Here is a 22,470-nt window from a genome sequence, read left to right as displayed (position 1 = left end):
CGCAAGCTCCGGGACGCGCGTGTGGGGTGCGGCCGTGCCGGACGGCAGCGATTTTTGTGCGCGGCGTCGCGTCGGTCTTTTCGCGCCGGTGCCGGCGTGCGATGATCATGCTGCGGCCATCCGGCCGCGTTCCTGAGGGGGTTCTTCCGATGTCTCGCATGCCCGCGCGCCGTCTCGTCGCGTCGCTCCTGTCCCTGTCTGCCGTCTGCCTGCTGCCGTCCGTCATTCCAGCCAAGGCATCCGACGTCACCTTCGTCATCCGCAACAACCACCCCAACGCCGTACGCGTGGAACTCTACAGCCAGGACCGCGATCACGTCTGGCCGGGCAGGGGCCAGGATTTCTACCTCGACGACGGCGAAGCGCGCGAGATGTCGCTGGCCTGCGAGGAAGGCGAGCGGATCTGCTACGGGGCCTGGATCGACGGCGACGAGAGCACCTATTGGGGCGTGGGCCCCGGCAATGCCGAGAGCTGCGCCGACTGCTGCTACGTCTGCGAGGGCGGCCAGACGGAGGAGATCGTGCTCGAGGAATAGGGCTCCGGTGCGCGGGAGCATCCCGGCCGGACCCATCGCGCTTCGCTTCCGGATGGCGAGGCGATCCGCCGGCGGATCGCCTCGTGCCTGACGGGTCGCGCCAGTCTCTTGCGCCTGCAACCTTTGGGTGCCGGCGCCATTAGCGGGTCGGAAACCTCCACCCGCTCCCGTCCGGTGGCGCGGGTCCCGTTTCCGCGAGCGGCTCTATTTGGACGCCAGCACCGCGCAGCGTCCGAAGATCGGGAACTTGTATTTCTTCAGGCCGGCCTCGCAGTCTTTCAGCGCCATGTCCTCGGCCGCCGCCTTCGACGGAAAGTTCAGCCGCCAGGAGCAGATGAAATGCTCGTTGCCGTAGCCGTCGGGCGTGCTGACATAGGCGGAATGGCCGGACGCCGCGACGTAGCGGTCGTATCCGCCTTCGCAGGGGCCGTGGACCATGGTTCCGAAACGCGGCGCCCGTCGCACCTCGCCCTTGTCTCCCGCGAGCGAACCGGCCTGCGCCGGCGCGAGCGAGGCGGCGATCACCGCGCCGGCGATGGCCAGTCCAGCCATCCTGCGTCCTGAACCCACCCTCACGTCCTCCTCTGGCCCCAAGCTTCTCGATTCGCGGGACGGTTGCGGGCTCCATACCCGCATATCGACAGGCTCATGCGCCTGCAGGCCCCTTCGGACCATCGCCGGTCGTCGGCGCCGGTCGGCGGGACTACTTCGACGCGACGACCTCGCAGGGGCCGAAGACCTCGTGCCTGTACCTCTTCACGCCCGCCCGGCAATCGGCCAGCGCGGCGGCTTCCGCCTTGGCCTTGGTGGCGAAGTTCAGGCGCCAGGAGCAGACATAGGCCTCGTTGCCGAAACCGCTCGGCGACGAGGCGTAGGCGGAGTGGCCGCCAGCGGCGACGTATTTCCTGTAGCCGTCCTTGCACGGCCCGTACTCCAGATTGTCGAAGATGTGCCGCCGCTTCACCTCGCCCTCGCTGCCCGCCAGCGATCCGGCCCGTGCGCCAGCAAGCGGCGAAAGGATCGCAGCCCCCGTCAGTGACACAGCCAGAATGAAGACTTCCGCACGCATGACGATACTCCCCCTTCCTCGATGTTTCCATCGAGAGTAGCGAGATCACGGCCGGTTGCAATCGCGTTGCGGGGACTTCCGTCTGCCTCCGATACAATCTTGCGGACGCGTTGCAGTTGTGCCGCACTCCACCGCACCCGACGTCCCGAGGAAGCCGCCGGCGGCCTGGTCGTCGGTCCGCGCCCGATCCCGCCTCACGGCCGCGGGTCGTTCCAGTGCACCATCGGCAGGCCGGCCACCGGGCTGCGGAAGAACGGGATCCTCGTGCCGCGCAGCGAGCCGATGTAGACCGTCTTCAGGTCCGGGCCGCCGAAGGTGACGCTGGCGAACCAGGGCGCGATGGTCCCGCCGGCGGCCAGCATCAGGTCGGGCGTGGCGGCGCCGCGATCGAAGGCGTCGAGCAGGCGCCGGCTCGCCTCCGGATTGTCGTCGTCGAGGATGATCCTGAGCTCGCCCTCCGGGGTGATGGCGAAGATGCGGTCGGTCATCACATGCGTGCCCCAGAGATTGCCGTGGGCGTCGAAGGCGATGCCGTCGATGAAGGCGCCGTGGTCCTCGGGGCCGAAGGTCTGGCGCTCCGACAGCGAGCCGTCGGCCGCCACCCGGAAGCGGGTGATCTTCCGGCCGGTGGTCTCCACCACGTAGAGCCACTCCTCCTTCGCATCGAGCCGGATTTCATTGGTGAAGGCGATGCCGGTGGCGACCGTGCGCACCGTGTCGCCGTCGACCAGCAGGATCGACCCGTCCTCGACGCGGCGGCTCGCCGCCTCCATCCAGTTCCGGATCTGGGTCGAGACCGTCACCCAGAGCCGGTCCCTGGAGTCGCGCAGGACGAAGTTGACCTTGCCGATCGGCTGGCCGTCGACCTTGTCGATCAGCACCCTGGTCTGGCCCGCGCGGGTCATCAGTTCCAGGCAGTCGGTACCGAAATTGGAGATGTAGATCGAACCGTCGCGGGCGAAGGCGAGACCGTTCGGCAGCGTCCCCTGCGTGAAGCGCGTCGCCTCGTCGGTGGCGGTCGCAAACGCGTCGGCGTGGCTCTGCGCGATCAGCTCCTGCGTGCCGTCCGGCTTGATGTGCATGACGCCCGAGCGCGCGTCGGCGGCCCACAGGCTGCCGTCGCGCTCGGCAAGGATGCATTCTGGCCGCTGCAGATCGTGGCCGACATAGGAGATGTCGGCCTTCGTCACGGTGAAGCCGTCGATCGGATTGGCCATCTCAGACCTCCTTCCAGCCGTCCGCCGTCTTCATCCGGTGGCGGATCGTGTTGTGCCGGCCGAGCGTCTGCTCGATGAAGCAGCCCTTCTTGGCGGTCTCGATCAGCTCGATCACCTTGTCCTGCGGCGAGGAACTGTCGATCAGCACGTCGATCTCGAAGGCCTTCGGCGCCGTCTCGTAGACCGGGCCCACCGCCTGCCAGTTCCACTGCACCCGCGTCTCGACCTTCAGGTCGTCGATCTTCACGCCGAGCCTTTTGGCGAAGGCGCGGATCTGCGTCATGATGCAGCCGGTCAGCGCGCCGACGAACAGCGCCAGCGGCGGCGGCGCCGAGGCATCTCCGCCGTGGAAGGAACCCTCGTCGGTCGCCATCTCGAACGGCCCCTCGGGGAAGGGCTGCACCATGGTGACCGACAGTTCGTTGCGCATCTTGCCGACGGCGTGGCCGGTGCAGTCGAACTGCACGACCGCCCTGTCCGTGACGGGGGCGTTCATCAGAAGGCCACCCGGTCGCCGCCCTTGAGGGCGAGCATCGCGCGGGCCTCTGCCGGCGTCGCGATGCCGTGGCCGAGTTCCTCGAGGATGGTGCGGATCTTGGCCACCTGCTCGGCATTCGAGCCGGCAAGCCTTCCCTTGCCGATGTAGAGCGAGTCCTCCAGCCCGACGCGCACGTGGCCGCCGAGAAGGGCGGCCTGCGTGATGAAGGGCATCTGGAAGCGGCCCGCCGCCAGCACCGACCAGACGTAGTCGTCGCCGAACAGCCGGTCGGCGGTCTGCTTCATGAAGGCGACGTTCTCGACCTCGGCACCGATGCCGCCCAGGATGCCGAAGATGGACTGGACGAGGAAGGGCGGCTTCACCAGGCCCTTGTCGACGAAATGGGCCAGGTTGTAGAGGTGGCCGATGTCGTAGCACTCGTGCTCGAAGCGCGTGCCGCAGCCTTCGCCGAGATGCTGCAGGATGTAGGCGATGTCGCGGAAAGTGTTGCGGAAGATGTAGTCGTCCGTCGCTTCCAGGTACGGCTTCTCCCAGGAATGCTTCCACTCCTTGTACTTGCCGGCCATCGGGTGCAGCGCGAAATTCATCGAGCCCATGTTGAGCGAGCAGAGTTCCGGCTCGGCCTTGAGCGGTGCCGCCAGCCGCTCCTGCACGGTCATGCCGAGCCCGCCGCCGGTGGTGATGTTCACCACCGCGTCGGTCGCCTGCTTGATGCGCGGCAGGAACTGCATGAAGACTTCCGGATCCGGCGTCGGCTTGCCGGTCTCGGGGTCGCGGGCGTGCAGGTGCAGGATCGCCGCACCGGCCTCGGCCGCATCGATCGACTGCTTGGCGATCTCGTCGGGCGTGATCGGCAGCGCGTCCGACATGGTCGGCGTGTGGACGCCGCCGGTGACGGCGCAGGTGATGATGATCTTGTCGTTCTTGCGGGCCATGGGGTCCTCCCTGATGTGTCTGTCGTTTTCGTCTCGCGAGTCCGGCGCCGTCAGCTTGGCCGTGGCTTCACGATGCGGTTCCTGAGCGTGCCGATGCGCTCGACGGTGAGTTCGATCACGTCGCCCGGCGCCAGCTGGCGGCCGACCTCCAGCGCACAACCGGTGCCGACCGTGCCCGAGCCGATCACCTCGCCGGCGAAGAGCGACTCGGAGGTCGAGAGGTAGGAGATGATCCGCGCGAAGGAGTGGTGCATGTCGCGCGAGTTTCCCCCGCCCCAGCGCTCGCCGTTGACGCGCACCTCCATGTCGAGCGCGACCGGATGCGTCACTTCGTCGGCCGTGAGGATGTAGGGGCCGAGGATGTTGCCGGTGTCGAAATCCTTGCCCTTGGTGGGGCCGAGCTGGCCGGGCGTCTCCTTCAGCTGCGCGTCGCGCGCCGACATGTCGTTGAAGATCGTGTAGCCGAAGACGTGCTCCATCGCCCGCTCGGCCGGAATGTCCACGCCGCCGGTGCCGATGATGACGGCGAGCTCCAGCTCGTAGTCCATGAAGGACGAGTAGGACGGCCAGAGCGTGTCCTGCCCGTGGCCGATCACCGACAGATGGTTGCACTTGTAGTAGATCGGCTGCTCGTACCAGACCGCGGGGATTTCATAGCGCTTGCCCGTCCGCTTTTCCGCCTGGTCGTAGGCATTGCGCAGATGCGCCTCGAAGGCCAGGCAGTCACGCATTCGCACCGGGCGGGGCAGGGGCGCGCGGAAGACCACCGACGCTTCCTCCACCAGGGCCTCGGCGGGCGGTGCGGCGAGCAGGCCGCGCGCCGCGTCCAGTCCGTCCGGACCGGCCTCGATCAGCGCCTGCATGGTGGCGAAGGCGGACCCGTCCTGCCCCGCCAGCCTTGCGGCATGCGCAAGGTCGAGGAGCCGGCCTTCCGACTGAACGGCTGCCACGAATTCGCGGCCCGAGGCGACGACGGTGGCGAGACGCACCGCCTAGTCCTCGAAGATCGCGACGGCGCGGGTGAAGCCCGCGGACGCCGCCTTGATCTTGAAGGGGAAGCAGGCGATCTCGTAGCCGTTCGCCGGCAGCCGGTCGAGATTCGCCAGCTTCTCGATGTGGCAGTAGCCGATCTCCATGCCGGCGCGATGGCCTTCCCAGATGATCTTCGGGTCCTGCGTCTGCGCGAACCGCTTCGCCGTGTGGACGAAGGGCGCGTCCCAGCTCCAGGCGTCGGTGCCGGTCACGCGCACGCCGCGCTCGAGCAGCCAGATCGTCGCCTCGCGGCCCATCCCGCAGCCGCGCGCGACGTAGTCGGGCTGGCCGTAGCGGGCGCCGGCGGCGGTGTTCACCACCACGATGTCGAGCGGGCGCAGGTCGTGGCCGATGCGCTTCAGCTCCGCCTCGACGTCCGCGGCGGTGGCCACGTAGCCGTCCTCCATGTGGCGGAAGTCGAGCTTGACGCCCGGGTTGAAGCACCATTCCAGCGGCACCTCGTCGATGGTGATCGCCCGCTCGCCATCGTTCATGGTCGAGGCGTAGTGATAGGGCGCGTCGAGATGGGTGCCGTTGTGGGTGGAGACGCTGAGCTGCTCCACCGCCCAGCCCTCGCCGTTCGGCAGCTGGTCCTTCGTCAGACCGGGGAAGAAGGGCAGGATCTGCCCGCCCGTCATCTGGTGGTCGAGATAGTCGATCTTCGGCAGCGCCATCGGCGGATCGGAGGCGATCCCCATCTCGAGGGCGACGGACAGGTCGATGATGCGGCGCGGCATGGCGGTCTCCGGGACTAGCGGGCGAGTAGGCCGGTGGCGAGGAACGGGAAGGCGAGGACGAGCGCGAGCACGAGCCCCATCATGATGGCGAAGGGGGCCGCGCCGCGGAAGATCTCGCCGAGCGAGATCGAATCGTCGTTCAGCGTCGATTTGATGACGAAGACCGAGAGCCCGAACGGCGGCGTCAACAGCCCGATCTCCACCGCGATCACGGTGACGATCCCGAACCAGACGAGGTCCACGCCCATCGGGATGATGACGGGCAGCATCAGCGGGACCAGGATCAGCATGATCGAGGACGAGTCGAGGATCGTCCCCATCAGGATCACGAGCAGCACGTAGGCCAGGATCACGCTCCAGAAGCCGATGTCGGCGGTGGCGACGAAGGAGCCGAACTCCGCTGGCAGGCCGGACAGCGACAGCATGCGCGAATACATCTGCGCGGCGATGATCAGGAAGGAGATCGAGGCCGTCACCAGGCCGGTGTCGGTCAGCACCTCCCAGAAGCTGCGCCACGTCAGCGCCCGGCGCGCCAGTCCGATGGCGATGGCGCCGAGACAGCCGACGGCGCCGGCCTCGATCGGGGTGAAGAAGCCGGCGTAGAGGCCGCCGAGCACCAGCGCGATCAGCGTCGCGATCGGCAGACCCTTGGCGGCGAGATCGCGCCCCGACATGTCGTGTTCGGTGTCGCCCGACAGGTTCTCGCCGATGAAGGAGGGCCAGAAATAGGCCATCAGGATGACGCCCCCGGCAAAGACGACGGCGAGAAGGATGCCCGGCAGCACGCCGGCGAGGAACAGGTCGCCGACCGACTGTTCCGTCAGCAGGCCGTAGAGGATCAGGAGCAGGCTCGGCGGGATCAGCATGCCGAGAACCGACGAGCCGGCGACGACGCCGACCGAGAACTTCTTGGTGTAGCCGTGCCGGACCATCTCGGGCACGGCGAGCCTGGTGAACACGGCCGCCGAGGCGATCGAGATGCCGGTGATGGCGGCGAAGATGGCGTTGGCGGCGACGGTCGACACGCCGAGCCCGCCCTTCAGCCTTCGGAAGAGCTGGTTGGCGACGTCGAAGGCGTCGCGGCCGAGCCCGGTCACCGAGACGAGGAAGCCCATCAGCACGAACAGCGGCACCACGCCGAAGAAGTAGGAGGAGATGGTTTCGGAGGCGGCGAGAGCCAGCAGCTTGCCGGCCAGCAGCGGCGATCCCTTCATCATCCAGACGCCGACATAGGAGCACAGCATGAGCGCGATCGGCACCCACAGGCCGGCATAGACCAGCACGATCATGGCGCCGAGCGTGGCGAGCCCGATCTCGAAGGAGCTCATCGGGCCGCTCCGCCGTTCCCGCGCCCGAGGAGGCCGGACAATGCGATCGCGCCGGCGATGAGCATCTGCATGATGAGGGCGGCGCAGCCGATGAGGATCACCAGCTTCACCGGCCATTCAGGAGCCGTGAAGTCGCCGACCGTCCCGACATAGGTGCCCCGTTCCCAGGCCTTCTCGAAGAGGGGCCAGCTGGCGGAGAGGAGGAACCAGACGAGGGCCAGGGCGGCGGCGACATAGATCAGTTCGACCGCCGCCCGCAGCCGCGGCGAGCGTCGGGCGATGGCGTCGAGCAGGGCGTCGGTGCGGGTGAACCGTCCCATGCGGAACGCCTGCGAGACCTGCAGGAAGACGATCGCCACGATCGACATCGAGACGATTTCAGGCACGCCCGAAATCGGCGCCAGGAAGAGGTTCCGGCCGAGCACGTCGGCATTGACCAGCACGACGAGCGCCAGGATCAGCAGCGTGCCGATCACGTTGAGCCCGTTCGAGATCATGTCGGCGGTGGCGCGGATGCGCCTGCCCCAGCCGGAGCCGTTCGTCGGCTCCGGCGTCGCTCCATGTGCCATGGACGTTCGCCCCTTCGAAGGTGCCTGAGGGTGTTCGGACCGCAGACTATTCCTGGTCCCAGTCGCGCACCGGCTTGCCGCCGGCGGCGCGGATGGCGTCCATGTAGGCCTTCAGGATCTCGCTGCCGGCCTTGCCTTCGCCGTCGACCTGCTTGGCCCAGGTCTGCGCGACGTTGTCCATGCCGGCAGCCCATTTCTGGCGGAAGGCGTCGTCGACCTCGGTGATCGTCGCACCCTGGTCGGCCATGGCCTTCAGGGCGGCCTCCTGTGCGGCGCCGAGATCGGCGAGGTAGGCCGTCTTGAAGGCTTCGGCGCCGGCCTTGAGCGCCTTCTGCACCTCTTCCGGCTGCTCGTCGTACCACTCCTTGTTGGCCGCCAGCGCGCCGGCATACTGCGCGCCGAAGCCGATCCGGGTCACGTAGGGAGCCACCTCGTAGAGCTTGCCGGGCAGGGCGGCGGTGGCGAAGACGATGACGCCGTCATACACGCCGGTCTTGATCTCGTTGTAGTAGGTGGTGAGGTTGCCGGAGACGCCGACCGCGCCGCTGCCGGCGAGCCAGTTCACGGCCGGCCCGGGCGCGCCGATCTTCTTGCCCTTGAGATCCTCGATCGACTTCACCGGGAAGGTGGTCATCAGCAGGTAGTCGTCGATCGCCGATGGGCCGCCGAGATATTCGAGGCCGTTTTCCTCCCAGGTCACCTTCATGGCGGCGTTCGACGCATGCAGGCCGTCGACCGTGTTGGCCACCAGGGCGGGGTCGCTCGACACGAAGGGCGTGTAGTAGCTCACGTTCTGCAGCGACAGCTTGGCGGGGTCGAAGACCGACGAGATGACGCCGACCTGTGCGAGACCTTCCTCGGTCGCCTCGAGCTCGTCGCCCACCTTGGCCAGCGAGCCGCCGTACTGCTCGTCCCACTTGATCTCGTGGCCGCTGCCCTCGAGCGCCTTGTTGACGGCGGGGATGAAGGTCTGGCTGGCATGCTTGACCCAGCGGAACACCGGCGGGTGGCCGGCGACGATGGTCGCGTCGATCGTCTCGGCGCGCGCGCCCGCCGTCGATGCGGCGAGGGCGGCGGCGAGGAGCGTGTATTTCAGAAGCGTCTTACCGAACATGGTTTCCTCCCTTGGTTCGATCGGTTCGTCTTTGAAGTTCGTCGGTCAGTCCCCGTGCATCAGGGCCCGGACGCCGGCGCTCGAAAAAGCGACGACGGCGCGCAGCAGCTTTGCCGTCTCGGGATGGTCGTACCTTTCCGACATGCGGCCCGCGCGGTTGGCGATGCCCACGGCCGCGATGCCGGCGCCGAGCGACAGGAGATAGGCGCGGATGGCGTCGCTCTCCGTCATCTGCGGCTCGATCTCGCGGAAGGCGTCGGTGAAGCGGCGGGCGATGCCGTCGAAGTTCTCCGCGATCACCCGCTTGGCCACTTCGTCGACGGAATGCGTGAACACGGCCAGCATCTTGACGTAGGAATAGCCGCCCTGCTCCTCGTCGGTCGCCAGTTCGATCAGCGGCGCCAGGAAGGCCTCGATGAGGTCGTCGACCGTCGGCTGCCCCTTCTCCCTGAGGGCGGCGAGACGGGTGTCGCGCTGGGCGTTCACGAAGGAGGACCGGCGGCGCATGATCGCGTGCAGCAGTCCTTCCTTGGAACCGAAATAATAGGCGATCATCGCCTGATTGACGCCCGCATCCCGCGCGATGCCGCGCATCGATGCGCCGGCATAGCCGAACTCCGCGAACGCCCGCTCGCCCGCCGACAGGATGGCAGTGCTGACGTCGCCTTCCGTGCGCGTCTGCGTGAGCATGATCAGGCAGGTCCTCCCATTCGTTAAACGTTTGACGAATTCATCGGACGAGTCAAGCCGCTTCGTTCGTCGGGCCGTCCGATCCTCTCGCGAGAGGGGTGTCGACCCTACCTGGAACCCGCTCCCGTGGCTCGGGGCGGCGAAAGCCAGGCCCGCCAGGGCTCCCTTTCGGGCCGCTGGAGACCGGCCGGCGGGAATGCGTCTTCCTGCGGAGTGCGATCGACGGACGGGGGACGCGGATCGCCGGCAGCGCCGGCCAGCCCGGTGACGGCGGCGCCGTCCCCGTCAGCGTGTGAAGCGCAGCGTCACGGCGATGGAGAAGGTGTTTCCGCCCACGCCTTCGGGCGGTCGCGGATAGGGCGCGGCGCGCCGGGCAACGGCCAGCGCTTCCTGGTCGAGCATGGCGTGTCCCGAGCCCGACGAGACCCGCGCGCCGGCGAGGCCGCCCGCGCGGTCGATGACGATCGAGAGCCGCGTCACGCCGGTGATGCCGGCATTGCGGGCGGCGGCGGGGTAGCGCTTGTAGCGCTGGATATGGGAGAGGACCCGCCGGCCGTACGCGGCTTCGGCGCCGGGCGCCGCGGCGGCGCGGGCCTGGCTTCCCGCGCTCGCGGCGGAAGCGGCCTTTCGCGACGGTGCGGCGGCGGGCTGGCCTCCGGACGGCGCCGCGGCCTTCGCCCTTTCCTTCTGCGGGTGCGGCTGGCGCGCAGCGGCCGTGTCGCGGCTCTCCGTCGCGGCGGGACGCGCCTGCCCCTGCCTGCGCACGTCGGTCTTCCGCGCCGGTTCTGCCGCAGCGCTCTGCGGCTGCGGACGCGGTTCGGGGATCTGCGCCACCGTCTGCGGCAGGGTGAGGTCCTGCGCATCGCCGGGCAGCGTCGTCACCGCCGGCGGCGCCGCCAGCATGGCGGTCACCGCTGCATCCGGCACGGGCGGCGCGAAGGCCGGTGCGGCGGGCGCCGCAGTTTCCGCCGTCGTCGTCGGCGTGTCGTCGGGGACCGTCGGACGTGCCGCCACCGGCTCGACCGGAGCCAGCGCTTCGGCCATGGCGACCGCGGCTGCATCCGGAACCTCCGCCTGCAGCGGCTCGGCGACCGCCGCCGCGACCGGTGCGGCAGGCTCCGCCGACACCTGCTCCGCCGGGCTCGGCGTGGTTTCCGCGGCCTCCGGTGCCGCAGCCAGCGCTTCCACGGCGGCCCCGGATGCGACCGGGGGAACGGCTGCCGCGGCGGGGTCGCCGGACGGGGAGGCCGGGGCGGCGGGCGTCTCCTCGACGGTCCGGGAGAAGGCCGGTTCCACCGGCGCGACGGCGGCGGATGACGGCAACGCTTCGGCCTCGTCCGGCAACGCCTCGACCGCGTCCCGCCGCTGCGCCGTTTCCGCCGGCTGTGGCGGAGCCACGGCCTCGGCGTCATCGGCGCGAAGCGGTTCGACGGGGCGGGCTTCATCCGCCCATGGCGCATCCGGGGACCCGGCCGGATCCGGCTCCACGGTCGCGGCCGGCTCCGGAACGGCCGCCTCCGCCAGCCCGACCGGCTCCGCGGCGCCGGCCTGATCTGGCGTCACGGCCTCCGCCCGATCGGCCGCCACGGCCTCCGCCCGATCCGGCTCTACCGCCTCGGCCCGATCCGGCTCCACCGCCTCGGCCTGGGCAGGCGCCACGGCCTCCGTCACCGCCTGCCCGGCCACGGGCGCATCCTCGGTTTCCGGCCAGTCGCCGTCCGTCACCACCGCACCGTCCTGGCCGGCGAACGCGGCGCTGGCAGGCGCGGCCGGGACGTCGAAGACCAGTTCGACCGCGAGGCCGTCCGACGCGGCCTCGACGCCCTCCGGCGCCAGGCCGCTCGCTAGCCAGGCGAAGGCGGCGGCATGGACGGTCGCCGACAGGATCAGCGCGACGGCGCCGAGCCGTCGCCGGCGCGGGGCGGGATGCGGCAGGAGCGGCGCCGCGAGGCCGCCGGCCGACAATCCGGTGGACGGCATCGCGCCACCATTGTCGTTCTCGCCGCGGCGGGGCGCGTCGAGAGCGGGCGCCGCGCCCACGCCATTCCTGGACCGGGCCGCTTCCGCGGCGCTGCGGCGGGCGAGGTCGATCCAGGCCGGGGTGACGGTCATGGCCTTCCTCCCGCGACCGTGTGCCCGCCAGGCTCCGCCGACAGCCCGACCGGCGCCAGCACCGGCCGGCCGTCCTCCCGCGCGACGTGGGCGCGGATGCCGAAGACGCCGGCCAGCATCGCCGCGTCCAGCACCTCGGCCGGGTCGCCGTCGGCGGCGACCGCGCCTGCGCGCAGCACGATCACCCGGTCGCACCAGCGTGCCGCCAGCGTCAGGTCGTGCAGCGACACCAGGATCGCGCGACCGCGCCGGGCGATCGTGCCGAGGGCGGCCATCATGGCGATCTGGTGGGCGGGGTCGAGGCCGGAGACCGGTTCGTCGGCGATCAGCACGGGCGTGTCCTGCGCGATGGCGCGGGCGGCCAGCACGCGGGCCTGCTCTCCGCCCGAGAGTTCGGTCGCGCGCCGCGCGGCGAGGGCGTCGACGTCCATCACCCGCATCGCCTCGCGGCAGATGTCCATGTCGCGCGCGTCGGGGCGCGCGGCAAAGCCGAGCCAAGGCAGCCTGCCGAGCGCCACCGCCTTCTCCACGCTCACCGGCCAGCCGATCACCCGCGTCTGCGGCAGGTAGGCGACGAGTCGGGCCCGCCCGCCCGGGGACAGGCTGGCAGCGTCGCGTCCGCCGATCCGCACCGTGCCGGAATGGGCGATCTGGCCTGCGAGTGCCCGCATCAGCGTCGACTTGCCTGCGCCGTTCGGCCCGAGCAGCCCGACCACCTCTCCCGGCCGCACGAGAAGATCGACGCCGCGCAGCACGCGGCGGCCGGCGAGATCCACGTCGAGGGCGCGGGCGGCGAGTTCCATCAGGCGATCCCCCGGCGGGAGCGCGTCACCAGCCACAGGAAGAAGGGCGCGCCGATGAGCGCCGTCATCACGCCGACGTTGAGTTCCTTGGCCGGAACGATGGTGCGGGCGGCGATGTCGGCGGCGAGCAGCAGCGCTGCGCCGCCGAGGCCGGAGGGAACGAGCAGCCGGCTCGGCATCCGGTCGGTCAGCGGGCGCAGCAGATGCGGCACGACGAGGCCCACGAAGCCGATCGCGCCGGTGACGGCGACACCGGCGCCGACGGCCAGCGCCACGCCCGCCACGAGCATGATCCGGGCGCGCATCAGGTCGATGCCGAGGCTCTGCGCCGCCTCCTCGCCGAAGGACAGGGCGTCGAGCGCCCGTGCCGAGGCGAGAATCAGCGCCCAGCCGATCAGCATCGGCGGCAGCGAGATCCAGACGTGGACCATGGAGCGGTCCTTGATGGAGCCGAGCAGCCAGAAGATGATCTCGTAGCTCGCGAAGGGATTGGGCGAGAGGTTCAGTGCCAGCGAGGTGAAGGCTCCGGCGAGGCTGGACAGGGCGATGCCGGCCAGGATCAGCGTCAGCGTCGTGGTGTTGCCGGCGGCGATCGCCAGGAGCACGACGACGGCCACCAGGGCTCCGGTCATCGCACCCGCGGGCAGCGCCAGCATGGAGGCACCGGCGAGGCCGGAATAGAACACGATCACGGCCCCCAGCGAGGCCGTGGCCGACACGCCGATGATCCCGGGTTCGGCGAGCGGGTTGCGCAGGAAGCCCTGGAGGGCCGCGCCCGACAGTCCTAGACCGAAACCGACGAGGGCGGCGAGCAGCGCGCGCGGCAGACGGACCTCGCGCATGATGATCGCGGCGGCCTCGCCGCCGCCCGACAGGAGCCCGTCCACGCCCGCCGCCAGTCCGAGCGCGGCGGGGCCGATCAGCAGCGACGCCGCGAAGAGCACGGCGACCGCGACCGACAGCGGCAGGATCAGGCGGGACGCGTTCATCCGGCCGCTCCCCGTGCCTCGAGGATCCCGTCTCGAAGGCCTCGGAGCGCGCGCACGGCTTCCAGGGTGAAATATCCGCCGCAGTTCCATGCGCCGCGCGGCACGATGCCGGACGCCAGCCGCGCGCCGCTTGCCGCGATGGCGGGATGGCGCGTGACCTCGTCGGCGAGGGCGGGAGCATCCTCGGCCCGCGCCGGAAGCAGCACCACGTCCGGGCGGTCGGAGACCAGCAGTTCGAGCGGGTAGGGGGCCATGCCGGCAAAGCCCCGCTCGGCCGCGAGATTGCGGAAGCCCGCCGCTTCCAGCACGCTGCCGGCCAGCGTGTCCGCGCCCGTCGCCACGCCGTTCTGGCCGTAGAGGACGATGGTGGGCCGCGGCGCGTCGGCGGGCACCCTCAGTGCGGCGAGGTCGCGTTCGAAAGCTGCGGCCATCGCTTCGGCCCGGGCCTCGGCGCCGAGGATCGCGCCCATGCGGCGGATATCGAGCGGGATCGTGTCGAGCGTCTGCGTGTAGTCGAACTCCTCCACCCGCAGCCCGAGATGGCGCAGCAGCTGGGTCGTATTGTGAAGCGAGTAGGTCCCGGTCACCACCGCTTCGGGCGCCGCGACGAAGACCTCTTCGGCGATGCCGGCATTCTTGGGGTAGGCGCCGGCCTTCGCGTGCAGGAAAGAGTAGTCCGGATCGTCGGACAGCACCGACAGCGAAACGATCTGTTCCGGCGCCGCCAGCGCGAGCACGAGCTGGTCGGTACAGACGTTGAGCGACATGACCCTCGGCGTCCCGTCCGCGGCGGCGATCCGCGCCGGTCCGGCGATCATCGCCGCCGCCAGAACGGCGGCGACCGGCGGAAACCAGGGGGCGCCCGGCCGACGCGCGCGTCCGGCCCGACTGCCGGGTGCACGCGCGACGACCGGGCGGCGGCGCATCAGAACTGCGCCTTGAAGCCCGCGAAGGCGGAGATGCCGGCCGTGCCGAAGCCCGGCGACACCTGGTAGTCCTGGTCGAGCAGGTTCTCCACGCGCACATAGGCTTCGGTGTTCTCGGTCGGCTTGTAGGCCACCTTGGCGTTGATCAGCACGTAGTCGTCGAGCTTCACGTCGCCGCGCACCGCGCTGTATCTTGTGCAGGGTGAGGGGTCGGGATCGCAGCCGAAACTGGTCGTATAGGCTTGGCTGCCGACGATGATGGTGTCCAGCGTATCGAGCGGGATCTTGGCCGTGGCCGAAATCGTCCACTTCTCGGCCGGGCGCACCGTCGCCTGCAGGCCGATCGCATGCTCCGGAATGCGGATGGCGCGGTCGCCGTCGGGATCCCTGGCGTCGGTATAGGTGTAGTTCGCACCGACGTCGAACCAGCTTGATGCCTTCCAGGTCACGGAGGTCTCGACGCCGCGGGACTTCGTCGTCCCGGGGGCCTGCTGGTAGTTGAAGGTGACGTTGTCGTAGAGGATCAGGTTCTCGACGTCGAGCATGAAGAAGGTGACGTCCGCCACCAGCGCCCCGTCGAGCAGGGTCTGTTCCACGCCCGCGTCGAAACTGAAACTCGTTTCGGGCTTGAGGGCGGTGTTTCCGACGTAGGGGCCGTACAGTTCGTAGAGGCTGGGGGCACGGAAGCCCGTCCCGACCGAGCCGTGCAGCCGGGTCCCGGTCTGGTCGAACAGGTAGGACGCGGTGCCGCGGTAGGTGAGGTGCCCGCCGAATGCGGAGTGGCTGTCGTGGCGAAGCCCGCCGGTCAGGACGAGATTCTCGACCGGCTCCAGGATGGCCTGGGTCCAGACGCCGGTCAGCGAGAAGGTTTCGTCGGTGTCCGTGCCGTAGTTGTCGGTCGCCTCGGCACCCTGCCGTTCGTGGTCCGCACCGTACTGCAGCGTGAGCCAGGTCGAGGCCTCGAAAGAGCCCTGGTAGTCGAACTTGGTGCGCTTGCCGGTGTAGTCGGCGTCGAAGGCGCCGTTGATCGGATCGACGGACCGAATCGCGCGGTCGAGCTGGAAGACCTGCACGGAAGCTGTGTTCTTCAGTCGTCCGTCGAGCAGGTCGAGATTGAAGCCGAAGCGGGCGGCCGCCTGTTCGGTGGCGTTGCGGTTCTGGAGATTGTCGGAAGGCTCGACGATCTCGCCGGTGCGGGGGATGACGTAGCGATCGTTGTCGTAGTTGGACCGACCCTTGATGTAGAGCGCGCTGGCGAAGACGGAGAAGTTCTCGTTGAACCGGTACTCGCCGTTGATGTCGAGATTGCCGAGGTCGAAGGCGTCGTTTTCGGTCCCGAGCGCTGCGGACGAGATGCCGTCGGTATGATAGCCGGCCGCGTTGAACGACAGGCTCGCCTTGTCGTTGGCGGCGCGCAGCCCGTAGGCGCCGCGCACCGTGCCGTTCGAGCCCGCCTCGACGCCGACCAGATGCTTCACGCCGGGCTCGATCCCGCCGAGGGTCGAGACCGAGATGACGCCCGCGATCGCGTCGGAACCGTAGAGCGTGCTCTGCGAGCCCTTCAGGACCTCGATGCTGCCCACGCTGTCGGCGAGCAGATACTGGTAGGACGTCTGGACCTGGGTGCTCGTCGGGTCGGAGATGTCGATGCCGTTGTAGAGCGTCTTGACGTAGCGGCGGGGCAGGCCGCGCACGGAGAGGCTCGCCTCGGTTCCCTGACCGCCGGGAGAGGTAATGTGGATGCCCGGCAGCTGGTTCAGGTAGTCGACGATGAGAGGCCGCGCCTGCGCCTCGATCTCGTCCTTGCTCACGGTCTCCACCTTCGAGCCGGTCTTGGCCTTGTCGATGGGCGTGCGGTTGGGCGTGATGACGATTTCGCCGATGTCGAGTTCCTGAGCGAAGGCAGGTGCTGCGACGATCAGCGAAAGAACGGATACGGCGGCGGAAAGCGACAGCGCTTTCGTGTGATTCATGACGGTCCCCCGGGGCCGCGCCCCCTCGGACGCGGTCATGGTTGCAATGGTGCCGGTGGGATCGGTGTCGGGGTCCCCCAGCGATGACGAAAGCCACCACTGTGCGAGACAGCGCCGGAAGCTCCCCGCATCCGGAAACGTGACGGCCCGAGGCAGGTCTCCTGGCTTGCGGTTCAGCGGCCTGCCCTGCCTTCCCGAAGCGACGAACGCGCCTCAGTGGCATCGATGGACAGGCCTCGCCGCTTACAGTTGCGGGGGCAGCTACGGTCGCGATGCCTGCGGCACCGTCCCGTATTCCCTATCTCCTCCCGGCCTGCATTGGCACGGGAACCTCGGACGCCGACATATTAACAGTCCGTGAAGCGCCGGGTCAACGGTCCGGGCAAGCGCGATTCACGGTCGAGCGACCGGCGCCGGACGACCGCAGCGTGTTTAGCCGTACTAAAACAATCCGCTTGACTCGTTCCAGGCGGCGAGTCACGTTTTAGAAATACTAAAACGGGGGAAAGCGTGGCCGACCGGGTTGATCACGAGGGCTTTGCGGGTGCCGAGGCGGCGCCGCTGGGCGATCGCCTGCGGACGCGACGCCAGGCGCTCGGGCTGACCCTGAAGGAGGTCGCGGACAAGGCGGGCCTGTCGGTCGGCTTCATCTCGCAGATCGAGCGCGGCATCACCACGCCGTCGCTGTCGTCGCTGGTATCGGTGTCGCGGGTCCTCGGGCTGCACGTCTCGGAGTTCCTGTCGCAGCCCAAGGTCACGGCTTCGATGACCCGGAGCAGCCAGCGCCCGCATTATGCCGTCGGCGGCAACTCGCTGGTCTACGAACGGCTGTCCACCTCGTTTCCGGGCAACGTGCTGCGCAGCCTGATCATCCACGAGCCGCCCGGCTACCGCTCCGAACCGATCGCGCACGAGGGCGAGGAGATCTTCTACGTGCTGTCGGGGGCCATCACCGTCGAGCTCGAGGGGGAGACGAACATCCTCGAAGCCGGCGATTCGCTGCACTTCCAGTCCAACCGCGTCCACTCGTCGTGGAACCACACCGGCTCGCCGGCCACCATCCTGCACACCTGCACGATGGACGTGTTCGGCGACGACCCGGCCACGGAGGAACCGCACCCGGTCGTCCAGCGGGCGGCCGCGCGCGGCCGCAAACCATCCAAATCCAGGATCAACAAAGGGGAATCATGATGAAATCGATCGCCAGGCCGTTCGCGGCCGCGCTTCTCGCCGCCACCGTCCTCACGCCGCTCGCCGTCGCGCAGGCATCCGCGCAGACCGTGCTGCGCCTCGACGAGGTCGCCGTCGGCGAACTCGATCCGGGCAAGGCGTCGGACTATGCCGACTCCATCCTGATGTTCAACGTCTACGACACGCTGGTCCTGCCCGTGCAGGGCGGCCCGGGCTACGCGCCGCATCTGGCCGAGAGCTGGGAGGCCGACGGCAACGACTTCGTCTTCAAGCTGCGGACCGACGTGAAGTTCCAGAGCGGAAACCCGCTGACCGCCGAAGACGTCGTCTTCTCCTTCGACCGGATGAAGTCGCTCGGCGCCGGCCTGTCCTTCGTCTTCGCCAAGGTCGAGTCGGCCGAGGCGGTCGATGCGAACACCGTCCGCTTCAAGCTGACCGAGCCATACTCCCCCTTCGTCGCCTCCCTGGTCCGCCTGCCCATTCTCGACAAGAAGCTCGTCATGGCCAACCTCGGCGACGGCGAGGGCGAGATGAAGGACTGGGGCCAGGCCTTCCTGTCGGCCAACGGTGCGGGTTCGGGGGCCTACAAGGTCGTCTCGCACAATCCGCAGCAGGAAACGGTCATGGAGAAGAATCCGGACTATTTCCTCGACGTGGCGGCCAGCGCGCCCGACCAGGTGCGCCTGCGCTACGGCCTGGAGGCGGCCACCGTGCGCACGCTGATCGCCCAGGGCGAGCACGACATCTCCTCGCAGTGGCTGCCGCCGGAGGTGCTGAAGGCGCTTGCCGGCAGTGGCGCGCAGATCCTCAAGGAGGCCGGCGGCGGCGCGTTCTACGTCAAGCTCAACACCGCCAAGCCGCCGCTCGACGACGTGAACTGCCGCCTGGCGCTGGCATCCGCCTTCGATTACTCCGCCGGCATCCAGATGGTGGCGGTGGCCGACGGCATCGCACAGGGCAGCCCGTCGACCGGCGCGATCCCGGTCGGCATGTTCGGTGCCGGCGACACGCCGCTGGCGCGCGACCTCGAGGCCGCCAAGGCGCATCTCGCCGCCTGCAAGTACAAGCCGGAGGACTTCACGCTCGAACTGTCCTGGATCGGCGAGGTCCCGATCGAGGAGCGCTTCGCGCTGCTGATGCAGGCGAACTTCGCCGAGATCGGCATCAAGTCGGAGATCCGCAAGGTGCCGTGGGCGCTGTTCACCGAGCTGGTGTCGAAGCCCGAGAACACGCCCAACGTCTCGCAGATCTTCGCCAACGCGGTGACCGGCGATCCCGACACGCTCCTGTTCCCGATGTACCACTCCTCGCTCAAGGGCACGTGGCAGTCGCCGGAATATCTGACCGATGCCACCGTCGACGACCTGCTGGTCAAGGGCCGCACCGTCACCGATCCGGCCGAGCGCCAGGCCACCTATGCCGCGCTCAACGCCCGGCTGATGGAGATCGCGCCGACCATCTACGGCTATGACCGGCAGTCGCTCTTCGCCGCGTCGAACCGGGTCAAGGTGCCGGCGCTCAGCGATCCGGAGAAGGCCTTCGGCCTCGACGGCATGGGCTTCACCTTCCGCCTGATGGAAATGACCGGCCAGTAACCCGGGCAGCAACCGAACCCTCATACCGGGACCGGCGGGCGACCGCCTGTCCCGGCGAACCGAAGAGCCGCCATGCCCCCCGTCGTCCGCCTCCTCGCGAAGCGGCTCGGAACCTCCCTGCTCGTCCTGGTGGGGGTCTCGATGCTGATCTTCGCCATCGCCCGGATCATCCCCGGCGATCCCGCGCGCATCGCGCTCGGGCCGAACGCCAGCGTCGAGCAGGTGGCGCAGATGCGTGAGCGGCTGCATCTCGACGATGCGCTGGTCGTCCAATACGCCTATTTCGTCCGCGACGTCTTTCGCGGCGATCTCGGCGTCTCGCTCTACACCAACCGCCCCGTCACCACCGACATCGCCCAGTTCCTGCCCGCGACGCTGGAACTCATCGTCGTCGCCGGCCTGATGATGGTGCTCTTCGGCCTGCCGCTCGGCGTCGCCGCGGCGCGCTGGCGCGGCACCTGGGCGGACCATGCCATCCGGCTGGTCACGCTGCTCGGCGTCTCGGCGCCGAGCTTCGTCTGGGCGGTCATCCTGATGCTGTGCTTCGCCTATTTCCTGCCGCTGTTCCCGATCGCCGGGCGCATCGCCGACAGCTACCAGATCGCGCCGGTCACCGGCTTCCTCACCATCGACACCCTTCTGGCCGGCAACCTCTCCGCCTTCGCCAACGCTGCCTGGCACATCGTGCTGCCGGCCTTCGCGCTGGCGCTGTCGGGCATCGGCCAGGCCGCAAGGCTCACCCGCTCCAACATGGTCGAGACCTACGACAGGCCCTACATCGAGATGGCGCAGTCCTACGGCTTCGCCGAAGGCCGCATCGCGCGGCGCTGGGCCTTCCGGCCATCGCTCATCCCGTCGCTGACGATCATCGGCCTCGATTTCGCGGCCATGCTCGGCAACGCCTTCCTGGTCGAGGCCGTCTTCGCCTGGCCCGGCCTGTCGCGCTACGGCGTCGCCGTCATCCTGCGCAAGGATCTCAACGCCATCGTCGGCACGGTGCTGATCATCTCGGCGCTGTTCCTGATCGTCAACGTCGTCGTCGACCTCCTCATCGCGCTGATCAACCCGCGCATCCGGCTGTCGCAGAGGGCAGGGTGATGGTCATCGGTTTTCGCGCATTCACCCCCCTCTGCCCTGCCGGGCATCTCCCCCTCGAGGGGGGAGATCGGCTGTCATCGATGCGTTCGCCAATCTCCAGCGTCGCAAGAAAAGCGGGGCCGCCGAAGCTGCCGATCTCCCCCCTCGAGGGGGAGATGCCCGGCAAGGCAGAGGGGGGTATCGTACGCGCGACGGTCTTCCAGCGAACGCATGGAAGGACCCTCCGTTGATGAAGCGCACGCTCTCCATCCTCCTGCGCAACCCGCTCTCGGCCCTCGGCCTGTTCCTCGTGGCGCTCGTCGTGCTGTCGGCGGTCTTCGCCGACGTCATCGCGCCGTTCCCCAGCCATGCGGGCGCCGTGGTCGACTTCGCCAATTTCAACAAGCCGCCGGAATGGCCCTACGTCTTCGGCACCGATCTCGTCGGTCGCGACCTGTTCTCGCGCATCCTCTACGCCTATCGCATCTCGCTCCTGCTCGGCGTCGTGGTGCTCGTCATCGCCGTGCCGGTCGGCGTCACCATCGGGCTCGTCGCCGGCTATCTCGGCGGCTGGACCGAATACGTGCTGATGCGCGTCACCGACGTCTTCCTGTCAATCCCGCCGCTGGTGCTCGCCATGTCGATGATGGGCCTGCTGCAGCCCACGCTCACCAACGGCATGCTGGCGGTCACCGCCATGTGGTGGCCCTGGTACACGCGGCTCGTCTACAACCTCGCCCGATCCGAGAAGGAGGAGGGCTACGTGCTCGCCGCCGAGGTGATCGGCGCGTCGAAGGCGCATGTCATCTTCCGCGAGATCCTGCCCAACTGCGTCCCCTCGATCGTCACCAAGATGACGCTCGACCTCGGCTTCGTCATCCTCATCGCCTCGTCGCTCTCCTTCCTGGGGCTCGGCGTGCAGCCGCCGACGCCGGATCTCGGCTCGATGGTCGCCGACGGCGCCAAGTACCTGCCGGATTCCTGGTGGCTCACCGTCTTCCCGGGGCTGGCCATCCTGGTCGCCGTCTTCGGCTTCAACCTCGTCGGCGACGCGCTGCGCGACGTGCTCGGAGGCGGCCAGTGACGGCGCCGACGCTTCTCCTCCGCGACCTCACCCTCGGCTTCCGCGGCTGGTCGGGGCAGGTCGACGTGCTGCACGGCATCTCGCTGCACGTCGGGAAGGGCGAGCGCGTGGCGCTCGTCGGCGAAAGCGGCTCGGGCAAGTCGGTCACCGCGCGCATCGTGCTCGGCCTGCTGCAGCAGCTGAAGACCGCGCGCATCGGCGGCCTCGTCTCCTTCGAGGGGAAGGACCTGTCCAGCCTGTCGGCACGCCAGCGTCACGCCCTGCGCGGCACCCGCATGTCGATGATCTTCCAGGACCCGACCTCCTCGCTCAACCCCGTCTACACGATCGACGCGCAGTTCCACGAGGTGCTGAAGCGCGCCGTGCCCGGCATCTCGCAGGCGCAGGCGCGGGAGAAGGCCGAGGCAGCGCTGGCCGACGTCGCCATCCCCGATCCGGCGCGCGCGCTCGATTCCTATTCGTTCCAGCTGTCGGGCGGCATGAACCAGCGCGTCATGATCGCCATGGCGCTCGCCAACGAGCCGTCGCTTCTGATCGCCGACGAGCCGGGCACCGCGCTGGACGTCACCGTGCAGGCGCAGACCCTGGCGCTGATGCGCGACCTGGTCGAGAAGCACGGCACCTCGGTGCTGTTCATCTCGCACAATCTCGGCGTGGTCCGCGAATTCGCCGACCGCGTCTACGTCATCTACAAGGGCCGCATCGTCGAACACGGCCGCTCGGCCGATCTCTTCGCCGACCCCCGCCACCCCTATACCCGCGCCCTGCTCGCCGCCGTCCCCCGCATCACCGGCGGCGGCATTCCCGAGATCGAGGACGTGTCGGACAGCTATTTCGCGCCGATGGTGGTGCACGAGGGATGTGAAGAGCCGGGGGAGGCGGGGTGATGACGATCCAATCGCGGCCCACCGCCTCGCCCGGCAGTACCCCCACCCCTTACCCCTCCCCTCAAGGGGGAGGGGCACACCCAGCGCCAATGCTCGCCCTTCGACCG

General features: G+C 69.0%; 22 protein-coding genes and 1 riboswitch. Of the genes, 6 read left to right on the top strand and 16 right to left on the bottom strand.

Annotation, left to right across the window (positions count from 1 at the left end; all coding sequences use genetic code 11):
- Window positions 1-149 precede the first annotated feature (149 nt).
- On the top strand, window positions 150-536 hold the full coding sequence (locus tag IAI54_RS14085; protein WP_187972939.1) for a hypothetical protein: 387 nt from the start codon (window positions 150-152) through the stop codon (window positions 534-536).
- Between the two features lie 204 nt (window positions 537-740).
- Here the strand turns inward: IAI54_RS14085 and IAI54_RS14080 are convergent, their stop codons facing one another.
- From IAI54_RS14080 to IAI54_RS14005, 16 genes are all read right to left on the bottom strand, one after another.
- Window positions 741-1,088, bottom strand: coding sequence for a hypothetical protein (locus IAI54_RS14080; RefSeq protein WP_187972938.1), 348 nt, complete (start codon window positions 1,086-1,088; stop codon window positions 741-743).
- Between the two features lie 151 nt (window positions 1,089-1,239).
- Complete coding sequence (locus tag IAI54_RS14075; RefSeq protein ID WP_187972937.1) at window positions 1,240-1,605, bottom strand: hypothetical protein; 366 nt, start codon at window positions 1,603-1,605, stop codon at window positions 1,240-1,242.
- A 194-nt stretch (window positions 1,606-1,799) separates the two neighbouring features.
- A complete protein-coding gene (locus IAI54_RS14070) occupies window positions 1,800-2,822 on the bottom strand; it encodes an SMP-30/gluconolactonase/LRE family protein (protein ID WP_187972936.1) in 1,023 nt (340 codons plus the stop codon).
- A 1-nt stretch (window position 2,823) separates the two neighbouring features.
- Window positions 2,824-3,318, bottom strand: a complete 495-nt coding sequence (locus IAI54_RS14065) for an OsmC family protein (RefSeq protein WP_187972935.1) — start codon at window positions 3,316-3,318, stop codon at window positions 2,824-2,826.
- Window positions 3,318-4,256, bottom strand: coding sequence for a 3,5-dioxohexanoate:acetyl-CoA acetone transferase (gene kce / locus IAI54_RS14060; protein ID WP_187972934.1), 939 nt, complete (start codon window positions 4,254-4,256; stop codon window positions 3,318-3,320). The genes IAI54_RS14065 and kce overlap by 1 nt, the downstream gene beginning before the upstream one ends.
- 50 nt (window positions 4,257-4,306) lie before the next feature.
- The gene (locus tag IAI54_RS14055) at window positions 4,307-5,245 is read right to left on the bottom strand and encodes a fumarylacetoacetate hydrolase family protein (RefSeq protein WP_210321254.1); all 939 of its coding nucleotides are present in this window, start codon (window positions 5,243-5,245) and stop codon (window positions 4,307-4,309) included.
- 3 nt (window positions 5,246-5,248) lie between these two features.
- Complete coding sequence (locus IAI54_RS14050) at window positions 5,249-6,025, bottom strand: cyclase family protein (RefSeq protein ID WP_187972933.1); 777 nt, start codon at window positions 6,023-6,025, stop codon at window positions 5,249-5,251.
- A 14-nt stretch (window positions 6,026-6,039) separates the two neighbouring features.
- Entirely contained in the window at window positions 6,040-7,353 is a 1,314-nt protein-coding gene (locus IAI54_RS14045; protein ID WP_187972932.1) for a TRAP transporter large permease, read from the bottom strand.
- Entirely contained in the window at window positions 7,350-7,922 is a 573-nt protein-coding gene (locus tag IAI54_RS14040; protein ID WP_187972931.1) for a TRAP transporter small permease subunit, read from the bottom strand. Before IAI54_RS14040 ends, IAI54_RS14045 begins: the two co-directional genes overlap by 4 nt.
- Before the next feature lie 46 nt (window positions 7,923-7,968).
- Complete coding sequence (locus tag IAI54_RS14035; protein ID WP_187972930.1) at window positions 7,969-9,036, bottom strand: C4-dicarboxylate TRAP transporter substrate-binding protein; 1,068 nt, start codon at window positions 9,034-9,036, stop codon at window positions 7,969-7,971.
- 45 nt (window positions 9,037-9,081) lie between these two features.
- Window positions 9,082-9,726 (bottom strand): TetR/AcrR family transcriptional regulator, encoded by a 645-nt coding sequence (locus IAI54_RS14030; RefSeq protein WP_187972929.1) that lies wholly within the window; start codon window positions 9,724-9,726, stop codon window positions 9,082-9,084.
- Between the two features lie 285 nt (window positions 9,727-10,011).
- Window positions 10,012-11,838, bottom strand: a complete 1,827-nt coding sequence (locus IAI54_RS14025; protein WP_187972928.1) for an energy transducer TonB — start codon at window positions 11,836-11,838, stop codon at window positions 10,012-10,014.
- Window positions 11,835-12,641, bottom strand: a complete 807-nt coding sequence (locus IAI54_RS14020; protein ID WP_420838284.1) for an ABC transporter ATP-binding protein — start codon at window positions 12,639-12,641, stop codon at window positions 11,835-11,837. The genes IAI54_RS14025 and IAI54_RS14020 overlap by 4 nt, the downstream gene beginning before the upstream one ends.
- Window positions 12,641-13,630, bottom strand: a complete 990-nt coding sequence (locus tag IAI54_RS14015; RefSeq protein ID WP_187972927.1) for a FecCD family ABC transporter permease — start codon at window positions 13,628-13,630, stop codon at window positions 12,641-12,643. The genes IAI54_RS14020 and IAI54_RS14015 overlap by 1 nt, the downstream gene beginning before the upstream one ends.
- Window positions 13,627-14,448: an ABC transporter substrate-binding protein gene (locus tag IAI54_RS14010; RefSeq protein ID WP_235679358.1), complete on the bottom strand. Its 822-nt coding sequence runs from the start codon at window positions 14,446-14,448 to the stop codon at window positions 13,627-13,629. The genes IAI54_RS14015 and IAI54_RS14010 overlap by 4 nt, the downstream gene beginning before the upstream one ends.
- A 107-nt stretch (window positions 14,449-14,555) precedes the next feature.
- Window positions 14,556-16,529 (bottom strand): TonB-dependent receptor plug domain-containing protein, encoded by a 1,974-nt coding sequence (locus tag IAI54_RS14005; RefSeq protein ID WP_187972925.1) that lies wholly within the window; start codon window positions 16,527-16,529, stop codon window positions 14,556-14,558.
- A 134-nt stretch (window positions 16,530-16,663) separates the two neighbouring features.
- Window positions 16,664-16,879: riboswitch (cobalamin riboswitch) on the bottom strand.
- A 160-nt stretch (window positions 16,880-17,039) separates the two neighbouring features.
- Between IAI54_RS14005 and IAI54_RS14000 the strand changes: the two genes are divergently transcribed.
- From IAI54_RS14000 to IAI54_RS13980, 5 genes are all read left to right on the top strand, one after another.
- Entirely contained in the window at window positions 17,040-17,720 is a 681-nt protein-coding gene (locus tag IAI54_RS14000) for a cupin domain-containing protein (protein ID WP_187972924.1), read from the top strand.
- Window positions 17,717-19,315 (top strand): ABC transporter substrate-binding protein, encoded by a 1,599-nt coding sequence (locus IAI54_RS13995; protein ID WP_235679357.1) that lies wholly within the window; start codon window positions 17,717-17,719, stop codon window positions 19,313-19,315. The genes IAI54_RS14000 and IAI54_RS13995 overlap by 4 nt, the downstream gene beginning before the upstream one ends.
- A 72-nt stretch (window positions 19,316-19,387) precedes the next feature.
- Window positions 19,388-20,413 carry an ABC transporter permease gene (locus tag IAI54_RS13990; RefSeq protein WP_187972923.1) on the top strand — a complete coding sequence of 342 codons (1,026 nt, stop codon included), beginning with the start codon at window positions 19,388-19,390 and terminating at the stop codon, window positions 20,411-20,413.
- 229 nt (window positions 20,414-20,642) lie between these two features.
- The gene (locus IAI54_RS13985) at window positions 20,643-21,476 is read left to right on the top strand and encodes an ABC transporter permease (RefSeq protein WP_187972922.1); all 834 of its coding nucleotides are present in this window, start codon (window positions 20,643-20,645) and stop codon (window positions 21,474-21,476) included.
- Window positions 21,473-22,363: an ABC transporter ATP-binding protein gene (locus tag IAI54_RS13980; protein ID WP_187972921.1), complete on the top strand. Its 891-nt coding sequence runs from the start codon at window positions 21,473-21,475 to the stop codon at window positions 22,361-22,363. Before IAI54_RS13985 ends, IAI54_RS13980 begins: the two co-directional genes overlap by 4 nt.
- Window positions 22,364-22,470: the final 107 nt, after the last annotated feature.

It is taken from the genome of Aquibium microcysteis (assembly GCF_014495845.1).
Taxonomy (GTDB): Bacteria; Pseudomonadota; Alphaproteobacteria; order Rhizobiales; family Rhizobiaceae; genus Aquibium; species Aquibium microcysteis.
The sequence above is the reverse complement of the archived record's forward strand: the minus strand, read 5'-3'. Positions and strand labels throughout refer to the sequence as shown.